This is a genomic window from Curtobacterium flaccumfaciens, from assembly GCF_013359815.1.
Taxonomy (GTDB): domain Bacteria; phylum Actinomycetota; class Actinomycetes; order Actinomycetales; family Microbacteriaceae; genus Curtobacterium; species Curtobacterium flaccumfaciens.
The window spans coordinates 25,611-40,678 of sequence record NZ_JABMCF010000038.1; the positions used below are offsets into that span (position 1 = coordinate 25,611).

At 70.8% G+C, this 15,068-nt stretch carries 13 protein-coding genes and 1 tRNA gene; 12 read left to right on the plus strand and 2 right to left on the minus strand.

Annotated features, from left to right (window positions below; all coding sequences use genetic code 11):
* Positions 1-13: 13 nt before the first annotated feature.
* Complete coding sequence (locus tag HP445_RS11265) at positions 14-553, minus strand: HdeD family acid-resistance protein (RefSeq protein ID WP_164941115.1); 540 nt, start codon at positions 551-553, stop codon at positions 14-16.
* 151 nt (positions 554-704) lie between these two features.
* Between HP445_RS11265 and exaC the strand changes: the two genes are divergently transcribed.
* The 6 genes from exaC to HP445_RS11295 all read left to right on the plus strand — a co-directional run bounded on the left by exaC (position 705) and on the right by HP445_RS11295 (position 5,264).
* The gene (gene exaC, locus HP445_RS11270) at positions 705-2,246 is read left to right on the plus strand and encodes an acetaldehyde dehydrogenase ExaC (protein WP_071403735.1); all 1,542 of its coding nucleotides are present in this window, start codon (positions 705-707) and stop codon (positions 2,244-2,246) included.
* Positions 2,246-2,644, plus strand: coding sequence for a DUF779 domain-containing protein (locus tag HP445_RS11275; protein ID WP_111029267.1), 399 nt, complete (start codon positions 2,246-2,248; stop codon positions 2,642-2,644). The genes exaC and HP445_RS11275 overlap by 1 nt, the downstream gene beginning before the upstream one ends.
* 52 nt (positions 2,645-2,696) lie before the next feature.
* Positions 2,697-3,866 (plus strand): helix-turn-helix domain-containing protein, encoded by a 1,170-nt coding sequence (locus HP445_RS11280; protein ID WP_128779968.1) that lies wholly within the window; start codon positions 2,697-2,699, stop codon positions 3,864-3,866.
* A 55-nt stretch (positions 3,867-3,921) separates the two neighbouring features.
* Positions 3,922-4,006, plus strand: a tRNA-Leu gene (locus HP445_RS11285).
* Positions 4,007-4,079: 73 nt separating this feature from the next.
* A complete protein-coding gene (locus tag HP445_RS11290; RefSeq protein WP_017887240.1) occupies positions 4,080-4,685 on the plus strand; it encodes an ANTAR domain-containing response regulator in 606 nt (201 codons plus the stop codon).
* Positions 4,686-4,805: 120 nt separating this feature from the next.
* On the plus strand, positions 4,806-5,264 hold the full coding sequence (locus HP445_RS11295; RefSeq protein ID WP_128779967.1) for a GNAT family N-acetyltransferase: 459 nt from the start codon (positions 4,806-4,808) through the stop codon (positions 5,262-5,264).
* 16 nt (positions 5,265-5,280) lie between these two features.
* Here HP445_RS11295 and HP445_RS11300 read toward each other — a convergent pair whose 3' ends face one another.
* Positions 5,281-5,649 (minus strand): PaaI family thioesterase, encoded by a 369-nt coding sequence (locus HP445_RS11300; RefSeq protein WP_051596794.1) that lies wholly within the window; start codon positions 5,647-5,649, stop codon positions 5,281-5,283.
* 128 nt (positions 5,650-5,777) lie between these two features.
* Between HP445_RS11300 and polA the strand changes: the two genes are divergently transcribed.
* The 6 genes from polA (at position 5,778) to HP445_RS11330 (ending at position 15,038) form a co-directional block, all read left to right on the plus strand.
* Complete coding sequence (gene polA, locus HP445_RS11305; RefSeq protein ID WP_217499898.1) at positions 5,778-8,420, plus strand: DNA polymerase I; 2,643 nt, start codon at positions 5,778-5,780, stop codon at positions 8,418-8,420.
* 50 nt (positions 8,421-8,470) lie between these two features.
* Positions 8,471-10,150, plus strand: coding sequence for a DUF885 domain-containing protein (locus HP445_RS11310; protein ID WP_110864554.1), 1,680 nt, complete (start codon positions 8,471-8,473; stop codon positions 10,148-10,150).
* A gap of 158 nt (positions 10,151-10,308) precedes the next feature.
* Positions 10,309-11,784 (plus strand): 30S ribosomal protein S1, encoded by a 1,476-nt coding sequence (rpsA, locus tag HP445_RS11315; protein WP_071403741.1) that lies wholly within the window; start codon positions 10,309-10,311, stop codon positions 11,782-11,784.
* A gap of 92 nt (positions 11,785-11,876) precedes the next feature.
* Positions 11,877-12,479, plus strand: coding sequence for a dephospho-CoA kinase (coaE, locus tag HP445_RS11320; RefSeq protein WP_128779965.1), 603 nt, complete (start codon positions 11,877-11,879; stop codon positions 12,477-12,479).
* Positions 12,476-13,519, plus strand: a complete 1,044-nt coding sequence (locus tag HP445_RS11325) for a BPSS1187 family protein (RefSeq protein ID WP_128779964.1) — start codon at positions 12,476-12,478, stop codon at positions 13,517-13,519. The genes coaE and HP445_RS11325 overlap by 4 nt, the downstream gene beginning before the upstream one ends.
* A gap of 22 nt (positions 13,520-13,541) precedes the next feature.
* Positions 13,542-15,038: an AMP-binding protein gene (locus HP445_RS11330; RefSeq protein WP_128779963.1), complete on the plus strand. Its 1,497-nt coding sequence runs from the start codon at positions 13,542-13,544 to the stop codon at positions 15,036-15,038.
* Positions 15,039-15,068: the final 30 nt, after the last annotated feature.

Consider the following 15,068-nt stretch of genomic DNA (forward strand, 5'->3'; position numbering starts at 1 on the left):
CGGCGAGCGGCGGCTAGCGGCGGACGGCGGCGCGCGGCGGCAGGAGCAGCAGGGCAGCGGCCCCGACGACGATGAGCGCGATGCCGGCGAAGACCATGAAGACGGTCAGCGCGAGTCCGGGAGCGACGAGCACGACGATGCCCCCGATGATCGACAGCACGCCGCTGACGACCGTCGGGACGCGTGACGACCCCGGGTGGCCGACGAACCCGCCGACGATCGCGGCGACCCCCTCGGTCAGGAACCCGACCCCGGCGAGCACGGCGTAGACGACGAGCGGGATCGCCGGGTCGAGCAGGGTCACGAGCCCCGCGACCGCGACCAGGCCGCCGACGATGCCGGACGTCCACCGCCACACCGGACGGGTGCCGTGCCCACGCACCGCGGCGAAGACCCGGAGCGCTCCGGCCACGACGAGGTACACGCCGAACAGCAGCGCCACGAGCACGAGCGACGGGCGGGGCCAGACGATGGCCACGATGCCCAGTGCGATGGCGACGACGGCGGTGACGACGACGAACACCCGGAACGTCCTGACGGCACGAGAATCCACGAGCGCTCCTCCCTGATCGCCAGCGCTGGTGTCCAGCACGCTACCCGTCGGAGCTCCGGACCGTGCAACGACCTGCAACCCCCGCGGTCGTACCGTGCGGAGCAGGCGCGCGACCCGTGCGCCCCGACAGCGTCGTCGAAAGGGCACCACCATGACCATCGCACCCTCGCCCACCAGCTACGCCGCACCCGGCGAGCCCGGCTCCCTGGTCGAGTACCGATCCCGGTACGATCACTTCATCGGCGGCGAGTACGTGCCGTCAGCCAGCGGGCAGTACTTCGAGAACCCGACGCCCGTCACCGGCAAGGTGTTCACCGAGGTCGCCCGCGGTGACTCCACGGACGTCGACCGGGCCGTCGCCGCCGGATGGAAGGCGTTCCCGGCCTGGGGGCGGACGAGCGCGGCCGAACGTGCCGTCATCCTCAACAAGATCGCGGACCGCATGGAGGAGCACCTCGAGATGCTCGCCGTCGCCGAGACGTGGGAGAACGGCAAGCCGATCCGCGAGACCCTCGGCGCCGACATCCCGCTCGCGATCGACCACTTCCGGTACTTCGCCGGGGCGATCCGTGCGCAGGAGGGCTCCGCCGGCGAGATCGACCACGACACCGTGGCGTACCACTTCCACGAACCGCTCGGCGTCGTCGGGCAGATCATCCCGTGGAACTTCCCGATCCTGATGGCGGTGTGGAAGCTCGCGCCGGCCCTCGCCGCCGGCAACTGCGTCGTGCTGAAGCCCGCCGAGCAGACCCCGGCGTCCATCCACGTGCTCGTCGAGCTCATCCGCGACCTGCTGCCCGCCGGGGTGCTCAACGTCGTCAACGGCTTCGGCATCGAGGTCGGCGCACCGCTCGCGCAGCACCCCGACATCCGGAAGATCGCCTTCACGGGCGAGACCACCACCGGGCGGCTCATCATGCAGTACGCGTCGCAGAGCCTCATCCCGGTGACGCTCGAGCTCGGCGGCAAGAGCCCGAACGTGTTCTTCCCCGACGTGGCGGCCGAGAAGGACTCCTTCTACGACAAGGCGCTCGAGGGCTTCACGTTCTTCAACCTGAACCAGGGCGAGGTCTGCACGTGTCCGTCCCGGGCACTCGTGGCGAAGGAGATCTACGACGGGTTCGTCGCCGACGGCCTGGAACGCGTCCGTGCCGTCAAGCAGGGACACCCGCTCGACCTGTCGACGATGATCGGCGCCCAGGCGTCCAACGACCAGCTCGAGAAGATCCTGAGCTACATCGACATCGGCAAGCAGGAGGGCGCGAAGCTCCTGACCGGTGGCGAGCGCGCCGACCTGGGCGGCGAACTCTCGGGTGGCTACTACGTCACGCCGACGGTGTTCGAGGGTGACAACTCGATGCGGATCTTCCAGGAGGAGATCTTCGGGCCCGTGCTCGCGCTGACGTCCTTCAGCGGCTACGACGACGCGATCGCCACGGCCAACGACACCCTGTACGGGCTCGGCGCCGGGGTGTGGAGCCGGGACGTCACGACCCTGTACCGCGCCGGACGGGACATCCAGGCCGGGCGCGTGTGGTCGAACACGTACCACCAGTACCCGGCGGGTGCGGCCTTCGGCGGCTACAAGCAGTCCGGCATCGGGCGCGAGAACCACAAGATGATGCTCGACCACTACCAGCAGACGAAGAACCTGCTCGTCTCGTACGCCGATGGACCGATGGGCTTCTTCTGATGCCCGACACCGCACGCGTCGCGGTGACGCCGGCGGCGGGGGAGCTCCTGCACACCCTCACCGCCCGGCACGGCCCGCTGATGTTCCACCAGTCCGGCGGCTGCTGCGACGGCTCGAGTCCGATGTGCTACCCGGTCGGCATGTTCCGGACCGGCCCGGGGGACGTCCTGCTCGGCGCGTTGCAGGTGGACGGCCTCGAGCCGGTCGAGGTCTACATGTCGGTGTCGCAGTTCGAGTACTGGAAGTACACGCACCTGACGATCGACGTCGTCGACGGTCGGGGCGGCGGGTTCTCGGTCGAGGTCCCCGAGGGCAAACGGTTCCTCACCCGGTCGAGGATGTTCGACGACGCCGAGCTCGCCGATCTCGGCCTGGTCCCGCGGGTGGCCCGGACGTAGGCTGACCGCACGCGTCGCGACGGAGCGGCGGGTGGGGTCGATCGGAGGACGCATGCGCGCACCCGGTCGGCTCCGCCCGCTCGTCGCCGCGTCGTGGCAGCGGTCCGCCCGGGTCGACCCCGACGCCGCCCCGGTCCTCGCCCTCGGCGACGACGAACTCGACGCCGTCCGGCACGACGGCCCCCTCGCCACCCTGCTGCCGGTGGTCCGCCGGCTGCTGCTCGATGACTCCCGCTCGGCCGGGTGCGTCGTCGCCGTCGCGGACGCCGCGGGTCGTCTCGTCTGGGTCGACGGCGCCCGCTCCACGCGTCGCGCCGCCGAGGACATGGGCTTCGTCCCCGGGGCCGACTGGTCGGAGGACCGCGTCGGCACCAGCGCGCCCGGCACGGCACTGCGTCTGGACCGTCCGGTGCAGATCCGCTCCGACGAGCACTACGCGAACGCCGTCAAGCCGTTCTCGTGCACGGCCGTCCCGGTGCACGACGTGAGCGGTGCCACCGTCGGGGTGCTCGACCTGACGGGCGACGACCGCGCTGTCGAGCGGCACACGCTGTCGCTGCTCGCCGCCACGGTCGCCGCCGCCGAGGCCCAGCTCGCCCTCGCCGCGGTCCGCCCCCGCGCGCGGACACCGCGTGTGCCGTCGGCCGAGCTGACCGTGCTCGGGACCGACACCGCCGTGCTCAGGATCGCCGACCGTCGGGTCGAGCTGTCCGCGCGGCACTCCGAACTGCTCGTCGTGCTCGCCGCGCACCCCGCCGGCCTCGCGGCGACCGACCTCGCCGCCGCCGTCTACGGTGACCCGGGCGCGGTCGTCACCCTGCGCGCCGAGGTCGTCCGGCTGCGCCGGGTCCTCGCGCAGCACGCGCCGGACGTGACCGTGACGTCGCGGCCGTACCGGGTGACCGGGGTCCGGACCGACGTCGACGGCGTGCTGTCCGCCCTCGAACGCGGCGCGCGCCTCCAGGCCGTCGACCGGTACGCCGGACCGGTCCTGCCGGGCTCCGCCGCACCCGGCGTCGACGCGGTCCGTGACCTGGTGCGGCTGCGGTTCCGCGAGTCGGTCGTCGCCGACGGCGGCGTCGACGCCCTGCTCGCGTGGGCGCGCACCCCGGACGGTGCGACCGACGCGCTCGTGCTGCGCGCGCTGCTCACGGTGCTGCCGCGGCGGTCGCCGCGACGGGCCGGTCTCGTGGCGGCGATCGAGGCGCTCGAGGGCTCCTGAGACGGTCGACGACGGGCCGGGAGGCGCGGGTCGGGCTGGTAGTGTTGGCCTCCTCGCGAGTGTGGTGGAATCGGCAGACACGGGGCACTCAAAATGCTCTGCCTCACGGCGTGCGGGTTCAAGTCCCGCCACTCGTACCAAGCATCGATCTGCGACTGATCGATCTGCGTGGTCTGGGATCCGGCACTTCCGTCGTCTAGTAGGCTTTCGTCCGTGAGTGACACAGAAGCAACAGCACCAGCACCCCGTCGCGTCGTCGTCGCCGAGGACGAGTCGCTCATCCGCCTCGACATCGTGGAGATCCTCCGCGACAACGGGTTCGACGTGGTCGGTGAAGCCGGTGACGGTGAGACCGCCGTCCAGCTCGCGACCGACCTCCGCCCCGACCTCGTCGTGATGGACGTCAAGATGCCCCAGCTCGACGGCATCTCCGCAGCCGAGAAGCTGTCCAAGAACCACATCGCACCCGTCGTCCTGCTGACCGCGTTCAGCCAGAAGGACCTCGTCGAGCGTGCCACCGAGGCCGGTGCGCTGGCCTACGTGGTCAAGCCCTTCACCCCGAACGACCTGCTCCCCGCGATCGAGATCGCCCTCTCGCGGTACCAGCAGATCATCACGCTCGAGGCCGAGGTCGCCGACCTCGTCGAGCGCTTCGAGACCCGCAAGCTCGTCGACCGTGCCAAGGGCCTGCTGAACGAGAAGATGGGCCTCACCGAGCCCGAGGCGTTCCGCTGGATCCAGAAGGCCTCGATGGACCGCCGCCTGACCATGCACGACGTCGCGAAGGCGATCATCGAGCAGCTCAGCGCCAAGAAGTAGTCAGCGCACCACCGTCGCTCACGGAACGCCGCCGGACCCCCTGGGGTCGGCGGCGTTCCTGCGTCCGGGGGCGGGGCGTGTGCCGCGACCACCTGGCAGGCTGGAGCCCTGGACGACGTGGTGATCCGGGCCTCCCGGCCTGACGACATGCCGGCGGTGGCGGACCTGCGGTGGCGGTGGAGCGTCGACGAGGACGGCCGCTCGCCGGTGCAGACGCCGGGGGAGTACCGCAGGGCGATGACGGACTTCGCCGCCCGTCACCGTGAGTCGCACCGGTGCGTGGTCGCCGAGCGGGACGGCGTGGTGCTCGGCATGGCGTGGCTTGCGGTCCACCCGCGACCGCCGGCGCCGCACGTCGACGGTGACCGGTTCGCCGCTGAGCTGCAGACGGTCTACGTGCACCCGGAGCTGCGCGGTTCCGGCGTCGCCGGACGCCTCGTGACGGCGCTGCTCGCGGTCGCCGACGAACTCGGCGTGGAGCGGACGTCGGTGCACTCGAGCGTGGACGGCGAGCGGCTCTACCGGAGGCTCGGGTTCGGCGACGCCCGCCTGCTGCTGCAGCGGCCGCCGGAGGACTGAGCCGTCGGTCCGTCGGTCAGCGACGCTCGCGGATCATGTTCGTGATCCGCACGGTGGAGCAGCGACGACCCTGGTCGTCGGTCAGGACGATCTCGTGGGTGGTGAGCGTGCCGCCCAGGTGGATGGCGGTGCACGTGCCCGTGACGATGCCGCTCGTGGCGCTGCGGGAGTGCGAGGCGCTGAGCTCGATGCCGACGGCGTAGCGGCCGGGCCCGGCGTGCACGTTCGCGGCCATCGAACCGAGGCTCTCCGCGAGGACGACGTAGGCGCCGCCGTGCAGCAGGCCGACCGGCTGGCGGTTGCCCTCGACGGGGATCGAACCGACCGCCCGCTCGGCCGAGAGCTCGGTGATGACCATGCCCATCTTCTCGGCCAGCTCACCCATGCCGCGTTCATCGAGGCGGGGATCGATCGTGGTCGATGCGGTGTCGTCGGTCACGGTCTGCGTCGACCTTCCGTGTCAGCGGGCGTCGGTAGGCTGTCCGGGTGTCGGACTCCGCAAAGCCTACCCTCATGGTCATCGACGGCCACTCGCTCGCCTTCCGGGCCTTCTACGCGCTGCCGGTCGACAGCTTCGTGAACCGCGAGGGGCAGCACACCAACGCGATCCACGGCTTCATCTCGATGCTGCTGATGCTGCTGCAGCGCGAGAAGCCCACCCACCTGGCGGTGGCGTTCGACATCTCCCGGTTCTCGTTCCGCACCCGCGAGTACGCCGAGTACAAGGGCACCCGCTCTGAGACCCCGGCCGAGTTCAAGGGGCAGATCCCGCTCCTGCAGCAGGCGCTCGAGGCGATGGGCATCACCACCGTCACGAAAGAGGACTACGAGGCCGACGACATCCTCGCGACCCTCTCCAAGCAGGGTGCCGACCAGGGCTTCACGGTCTACGTGGTCTCCGGTGACCGCGACTCGATCCAGCTCGTCAACGACGACGTCACGCTGCTCTACCCGTCCGTCCGCGGTGTCTCCGAACTCACCCGCTACGACCGCGACAAGGTCTACGAGCGCTACGGCATCGAGCCCCACCAGTACCCGGACATCGCCGCACTCGTCGGCGAGACCAGCGACAACCTGATCGGCATCGACAAGGTCGGCGAGAAGACCGCGGTCAAGTGGGTGACCCAGTACGGGTCGCTCGACGGCGTCCTCGAGCACGCCGACGAGATCAAGGGCGTCGTCGGCAACAACCTGCGCGAGCAGCAGGACCGGGCGATCCGGAACCGCCGGCTCAACCGCCTGGTCACCGACGTCGAGCTGCCCGTCGGTCCCGCCGACGTCGCGCTCCGCCCGGTCGACGAGACCGCGGTGCGCGAGCTCTTCGCCAAGCTGCAGTTCCGCACGCTGCTCGACCGCGTCTTCAAGGTGGCCGGGTCGGGCGACCCCGCGGAGCCCGCGGCCGAGGGAACCGTCGACGACGGCGCGCCGACGCCGCCGCCCGTCAAGACCCTGATCGACGAAGAGCTCGGCTACTGGCTCGAGCGCCGAAACGCGACCGAGGCGGCGAACGGCTACGGCGTCGCGGTCGAGGTCATCGACGGACGCCTCAGCGCCATCGGCATCGCGACCCACGACGACGCCGTGCTGGTACCGGGCGGCAGCGGCGCGCAGGACTACGAGCAGCTCTCGGCCTGGTTCGCCTCCGACGCCCCGAAGCACTTCCACGACGCCAAGGCCGCGATCAAGGCGCTCGGCACCGCCGGCTTCGTCGTGAACGGCATCGCCGGCGACGCCCGGATCATGGGGTGGCTCGCGCAGCCCGGCAAGCAGGGACAGCCACTGTCCGACCTCGTCTACCAGGAGCTCGGCGAAGAACTGCCGACGGCCGACCCGAACCAGCTGGTCCCCGAGACCGACCCGGTCAACGTCGGGGTGCACGCGTGGTTCGTGCTCCGCGTCACCACGGCCCTGCGCGCCCGGATCGACGCGTCCTCGCTGCAGGTCCTCGACGACATCGAGCTGCCGCTCGTCTCGGTGCTCGCGGGCATGGAGACCATCGGCGTCGGCATCGACCGCCCGGTGCTCACCGGCCTGTCGAAGGAACTCGGGGAGCGCGCCGCCGACCTCGCGCAGCAGGCCTTCGCCGAGATCGGGCACGAGGTCAACCTCGGATCGCCGAAGCAGCTGCAGGAAGTCCTGTTCACCGAGCTCGCGATGCCGAAGACCCGCAAGACCAAGACCGGGTTCTCGACCGACGCCGCGAGCCTGGCCGACCTGCAGGAACAGCACCCGCACCCGTTCCTCGGGCTCCTGCTGCAGCACCGCGACGCCACGAAGCTCCGGCAGATCGTCGACACGCTCGACGCCGCCGTGGTCGACGGGCGCATCCACACCCGCTACGAGCAGACCGGTACGAGCACCGGCCGGGTCTCGTCGACCGACCCGAACCTGCAGAACATCCCGGTGAAGACGGCCGTCGGTCGCCGGATCCGGTCGGCGTTCGCGGTGGCCGAGCCGTACACGACGCTCGTCACCGCCGACTACTCACAGATCGAGATGCGGATCATGGCGCACCTCTCCGGCGACCCGGGGCTCATCCAGGCCTTCAACGAGGGCGAGGACCTGCACCGCTTCGTCGGCGCCCGGGTGTTCGGCGTCGACCCGTCCGAGGTCTCCAACGAGATGCGCACCAAGGTCAAGGCGATGTCCTACGGCCTGGCCTACGGGCTGAGCGCCTTCGGTCTGTCGAAGCAGCTGCGCATCGAGCAGTCCGAGGCCCGCACCCTGATGACCGAGTACTTCGCTCGCTTCGGCGCTGTGCGCGACTACCTGCGCAACGTCGTCAAGCAGGCGCGCGAGGACGGCTACACCGAGACGATCTTCGGTCGCCGTCGCCCGTTCCCCGACCTGAAGAGCCCGAACCGGGTCCTGCGCGAGAACGCCGAACGCGCCGCGCTGAACGCCCCGATCCAGGGTTCGGCCGCCGACATCATCAAGATCGCGATGCTCGGGGTCGCCGACGACCTGCGCGAAGGCGAGCTGCAGTCGCACCTGCTGCTCCAGGTGCACGACGAGCTCATCCTCGAGGTCGCGCCCGGTGAGCAGGAGCGTGTCGAGGAGATCCTCCGCACCCGGATGGGCAGCGCTGCCGAGCTGAGTGTCCCGCTCGACGTCTCGGTCGGCGTGGGGCCGAACTGGGAGAGCGCCGCCCACTGACCCGGGCGGCCCGGGGGTCCTGTCGACCCGAGGGTCGGTAGGGTCGGGGCATGAGCGAAGAGCGTCCTGTCCGCCAGCCGTCCGCCGTCGACCGCGTCGCCGAGGACTGGGTCACCACCCTCGTCGACCTCGACCCGACGACCGCCACGTACATCGGCGTCCCGGGGCGCACGGGGGAGTACGGCGACACCTCGCCCGCCGGCGCAGCCGCGATGGCCGAGGCCGCGCGCGGTGCGAAGCGTGCGCTCGACGCCGCTCCCGCCGTCGACTCCGTGGACCAGGTGACGAAGGCCGACCTCGGAGCCGAGCTGGACCTGGTGCAGGAGTCGTACGAGCGCAAGCTGCACCTCCGCGACCTGAACGTCATCGCGAGCCCGGCGCAGTCGGTCCGCGAGATCATCGACCTGATGCCGACCGCGACCGAGGGCGACTGGCAGGACATCGCGAGCCGACTGCACGCGCTGCCCGACGCGCTCGAGGGCATCCGCGAGACCCTGCTCGAGGGCACCCGCGAGGACGTCACCCCGGCGAAGCGCCAGGTCGCGCTCATCGCCGAGCAGGCGGCGCGAACCGGCGCCGAGGGCGGGATGTTCCGTCAGCTGGCCGACTCCGCGGCGTTCGAGGGCGACGGCCCCGTGCCGGAGACGCTCCGAGCAGACCTGCACCGTGGTGCCGAGGTCGCCGCGGCGGCCTACCGCTCGTTCGGCCAGTTCCTGGAGCACGAGCTGCTGCCGCTCGCCACCCCCGTCGATGCCGTCGGTCGCGAGGCCTACGAGCTGCACTCGCGCCGGTTCCTCGGCGCGGTCGTCGACCTCGACGAGACGTACGAGTGGGGCCTCGAGGAACTCGCGCGCATGCGGGACGAGCAGGAGCGCATCGCCGACCGCATCGAGTCCGGCGCGAGCGTCGCCCGGGCGATCGAGGTGCTCGACACCGACCCGTCCCGGATCCTGCACGGCACCGACGCGCTGCAGCGGTGGATGCAGGAGACGAGCGACGCGTCGATCGCCGCGATGGCCGGGACGTACTTCGACATCCCGGACCCGATCCGTCGCCTCGAGTGCCGGATCGCCCCCACGCAGGAGGGCGGCATCTACTACAGCGGCCCCTCCGATGACTTCTCCCGTGCCGGCCGCATGTGGTGGTCCGTCCCCGAGGGCGTCACCGAGTTCGGCACCTGGCGCGAGAAGACGACGGTCTACCACGAGGGCGTCCCCGGACACCACCTGCAGATCAGCCAGGGCGTCTACAACCGCGGCGAACTGAACACGTGGCGCCGGCAGCTGTCCGGGTCCTCCGGCCACGTCGAGGGCTGGGCGCTGTACGCCGAACGGCTGATGGAGCAGCTCGGGTTCCTCGACGACGACGGGGACCGCCTCGGCATGCTCGACGGGCAGCGGATGCGTGCGGCCCGCGTCGTGCTGGACATCGGCGTGCACCTGCAGAAGACGAACCCTGACGGCGGCGGCTGGACGTGGGAGTACGCGCTCGACTTCATGGGGCAGAACGTGAACATGGACCCCGCGTTCGTCCGGTTCGAGGTCGCCCGGTACTTCGGGTGGCCGGGGCAGGCCCCCTCGTACAAGGTGGGTCAGCGCGTCTGGGAGTCCATCCGCGACGAGGTCGCTGCCCGCGAGGGAGCCGACTTCGACCTGAAGGCGTTCCACCACCGTGCGCTCTCCCTCGGCAGCATCGGCCTCGACACCCTGCGGACCGCCCTGGTCGGGTGACGCGCCGTCGACACGCCCGGTTGTGGGGCCTCCGCCGGTGCGGTTAGACTTGTTCGGCGCAATCCGCGCCACTCAATCAATCGCCACGGCGGTGCACCACGGGGGCCGAGTCCCCGCACGCCATGGCCCGACTCATGTCCGTTCGGAGCAATCTCTACATGACAACCACTACGACCAAGGCTCCTAAGCAGGTCGCCATCAACGACATCGGTTCGGCTGATGACTTCCTGGCCGAGGTCGAGAAGACCCTGAAGTTCTTCAACGACGGTGATCTCATCTCCGGCACCGTCGTGAAGATCGACCGCGACGAGGTCCTCCTCGACGTCGGTTACAAGACCGAGGGCGTCATCCCCTCGCGCGAGCTCTCGATCAAGCACGACGTCGACCCCAACGAGGTCGTCGAGGTCGGCGACGAGGTCGAGGCCCTGGTTCTCCAGAAGGAGGACAAGGAAGGCCGTCTCATCCTGTCGAAGAAGCGCGCGCAGTACGAGCGTGCGTGGGGCGACGTCGAGAAGATCAAGGAGTCCGACGGCGTCGTGACCGGGACGGTCATCGAGGTCGTCAAGGGCGGTCTCATCGTCGACATCGGCCTCCGTGGCTTCCTCCCCGCCTCGCTCATCGAGCTCCGTCGTGTCCGCGACCTGACGCCGTACCTCGGCCAGGAGATCGAGGCGAAGATCCTCGAGCTCGACAAGAACCGCAACAACGTGGTCCTGTCGCGCCGTGCACTCCTCGAGCAGACGCAGTCCGAGTCCCGGACGACGTTCCTCAACAACCTCCACAAGGGCCAGGTCCGCAAGGGCATCGTGTCCTCGATCGTCAACTTCGGTGCGTTCGTGGACCTCGGTGGCGTCGACGGTCTCGTCCACGTCTCCGAGCTCAGCTGGAAGCACATCGAGCACGCCAGCGAGGTCGTCGAGGTCGGTCAGGAAGTCACCGTCGAGATCCTCGAGGTCGACCTGGACCGCGAGCGCGTGTCGCTCTCGCTCAAGGCGACGCAGGAGGACCCGTGGCAGGTCTTCGCCCGCACCCACGCGATCGGTCAGATCGCACCGGGCAAGGTCACGAAGCTCGTCCCGTTCGGTGCCTTCGTCCGCGTTGCCGACGGCATCGAGGGCCTCGTGCACATCTCGGAGCTCTCGAACAAGCACGTCGAGCTCGCCGAGCAGGTCGTCTCGGTCAACGACGAGGTCTTCGTCAAGATCATCGACATCGACCTCGACCGTCGCCGCATCTCGCTCAGCCTCAAGCAGGCGAACGAGGGCGTCGACCCGGAGAGCGACGAGTTCGACCCGGCGCTCTACGGCATGCCGACCGAGTACGACGACAAGGGTGACTACAAGTACCCCGAGGGCTTCGACCCGGAGACCAACGAGTGGCTCGAGGGCTACGACACGCAGCGCACCGAGTGGGAGGGCCAGTACGCGGCCGCCCAGGGGCGTTGGGAAGCCCACAAGGCGCAGGTCGCGAAGACCATCGCCGACGAGGCGCAGGGTGGCTTCGACCTCCCGGCCACGGCTTCCTCGTCGTCGTCGACCTCGTCGTTCGCCGGCGAGACGGGTGGCGCGAGCCCCCTGGCCGACGACGCGTCGCTCGCTGCACTCCGCGAGAAGCTCAGCTCGACCAACAACTGATCGAGCGGTTCGTCCCGACCGGAAGCCCGGCACCCCTGACAGGGTGCCGGGCTTCCGGCGTTTCCGGGCATCGGGGTCGTTACCCTGTTGCCGTGCACATCATCGGACTCACGGGCGGCATCGCCGCGGGCAAGTCGACGGTCTCCCGGCGCTGGGCCGAGCACGGGGCCGTCGTCGTCGACGCCGACCGACTGGCTCGGGACGCCGTGGCACCGGGCAGCCCGGGCCTGGCGCAGGTCGCCGAGCGGTTCGGTCCGTCGGTGATCGCTGCCGACGGTTCCCTCGACCGGCCGGCGCTCGGGTCGATCGTGTTCGCGGACCCCGCGGCGCGGAAGGACCTCGAAGCCATCACGCACCCCGAGGTCTGGCGGCTCGCGCAGCAGGCCTTCGACGCCGCCGAGGCCGCCGACCCCGACGGCGTGGTGGTCTACGACGTGCCGTTGCTCGCCGAGGCCCGCGGCTCGCGTCCGCTCCGGTTCGACGCCGTGGTGGTGGTCGACGCCCCCGCGGCGCAGCGCATCGAACGGCTCGTCGAGCACCGCGGGATGCCCCGTGACGAGGCCGAGCGCCGCGTCGCCGCCCAGGCGAGCGATGCCGATCGTCTCGCCCTCGCCGACCACGTCGTCGACGCCACCGGGACGCTCGAGCAGACGATCCACTCCGCTGACGAGGTGTGGGCGCGGATCACTCCATGAACCACCGCCTCGTGCTGATCCTCGCCGCGATCGTCCTCGTGGCGATCGGGGCCGCCTCGCTCGTCGCCGCGAACGTCCTCGGTGCCCAGCGTGTGACGGACAACGGCCGCGTCGCGGTGCACGAACGGCCGTCGGGTGACGAACACGGGCCCGAGGGGGAGTTCCACCGGTTCCGGCTCGGAACGGTGAACGGTGAGCGGCTCACCCCGAACCGCGACGACTTCGCCGCACGCACCTCGGCTGACGGTCCGCTCCTGCTGTTCCTGCCGGCGACCCGCTCCCGTCCCGCGGAGTACCAGCGGTTCCTCGGAGCAGCTCTGGCCGACGGCTACCACGTGCTCGGCCTCGACTACTGGAACCTGGGCCGCACCCTGTCCGGCACGTGTGAGGCGAACGCACGCTGCTACGGCATGGTGCAGCGGAACCGCTTCGACGGCACGCGGCCCTCGGCGTTCAGTGCGGTGAGTCCGGCCGGGTCGATCGTCTCGCGCTTCCGGGACGCCGTCGCGTACCTCGACGACCACGACCCCGACGGCGGCTGGGGGCGGTTCGTCCAGGGCGACGACCGCATCGTCTGGAACGACATCGTCGTGGCCGGGCACTCGCAGGGCGGCGGAGAGGCGGCGTACATCGCCCACATCCGCAGTGTCCACGGCGCGCTGATGTTCTCGTCGCCCGTGGAGTCCCGCGGGCCGGCGCACGCAGCGTGGATGGACCGCCCGGGCCGGACACCGGTCGACCGGATGTACGCCATCGACGACGTCCGAGACACGTTCGGCCCCCGCATCACCGGTTCGTGGGACGTCCTCGGGTTGAGCGGTGTATCCGGGCCGTTCGAGACGGACACCGCACCGCCACTCGCTGGAGCAGACCCGCACGCGATCCTCACCGACCTCGGCGGCGACGGCAAGGCGCACTCCCTGATCATCAAGGACTCGACGCCGCTCACCCGTGACGGCGTCCCCCGGATGCTCCCGCTGTGGCAGTGGATGCTGCACCGGTTCTCCACAGATCCCGCTGTTCCCTCTGACCGCTCATAGCGTCGCGCAATAGCCTTCCTGCGTGCAGCCCGTTCGTGATGAACCCGACCTGCGCTCGCTCATCCGGGCCCGTGCGGCCGACGGGGGCGTGCGCCACTTCCTCGAGGACGCCCGCTCCGAGCGCGTCCTCACCTACCGCGCGCTCGACGACGCGGTGACCGCCTGGTCGCGGACCTTCGACGCGATCGGCATCGCCCCGTCGGGTGCCGTCCTGGTCGACGTGGGTGACCCGCTCGCGTTCACGGTCGTGCACCTGAGCGCCGTCGCCTCCGGTCGCCGGGCGATCCCCGTCGACACCGGCCAGCCGGCCACCGAGCCCGGCCGTCTCGCCGACCTGATCGGCGGCGCGTCCATCGTCGTGTCGGACCGCGCGGTGGACGCGACCGTCCCCGGGGCACCGGCGAGCGGGATCGACCCGGCCACGTTCCTCCCGACCGCCGTCCGTGACGGCGACCTGCCCGCCGACAGCCCGCACGCGCCGGGCCAGGGGTCCGTCGTGCTCTTCACCTCCGGGTCGACCGGCACGCCGAAGGGCGTCGAGCTGCCCGAGACGCAGCTGCTGTTCGTCGCCCGGGCCGTCGCACGGCACAACCGGCTCGTGCCGGACGACCGCGGGTTCAACTCCTTGCCGCTGTTCCACGTGAACGCCGAGGTGGTCGGACTGCTCGCGACGCTCGTCGCCGGCGCGACCCTCGTGCTCGACCGGCGCTTCCGTCGTACCGGGTTCTGGGACCTGCTCGCCGAACGACGGATCACGTGGCTGAACGCCGTCCCGGCCGTCCTGGCCGTATTGGCGAAGACCGGGCCGCTCGATTTCCCGCCGGGCCTGCGGTTCGTGCGCAGCGCGTCGGCGCCGCTGCCCGATCCGGTGCGCGCCGCCCTCGGAGACGTGCCGCTCGTCGTGAGCTGGGGCATGACCGAAGGCGCCTCGCAGATCACGGCGACGCCGCTCGACGAACCCGCCCGGCCCGGCACCGTCGGGGTGCCGGTCGGGTCCGAGGTGCAGGTCCGCGGCGAGGACGGCTCGGTGCTGCCCGCCGGCGAGATCGGTGCGCTGTGGGTGCGGGGCGAGGGGATCGTCCAGGGCTACCTGGGTGGCCGCGCGTCCGAGCGGTTCGACGCCGACGGGTGGCTGCACACCGGTGACGTCGGGTCCGTCAGCACCGACGGCTGGGTGTCCCTGGCCGGACGCTCCGACGACGTCATCAACCGCGGTGGCGAGAAGGTCTACCCGTCCGAGGTCGAGGACGTCCTGCTCGGCGACCCCCGCGTGCTCGAGGCGGTCGTCGTCGGCCGCCCCGACGACGTGCTCGGTGCCGTCCCGATCGCCTACGTGATCCCGCAGCCCGACGAACCCGTCGACCACGCAGCCCTCGTGGCCGATCTCGTTGCCCGGGCCGAGGCACACCTGACCCGGTTCCGCCGACCGATCGAGGTCATCGTCGTGCCCGACCTGCCGCGTGCGCCCACCGGCAAGGTGCAGCGCGCGAAGGTCCGGACCATGGCCCGACCCTCGTGAACGGGGCGTCACGCGTGTCCCCGGCATCGA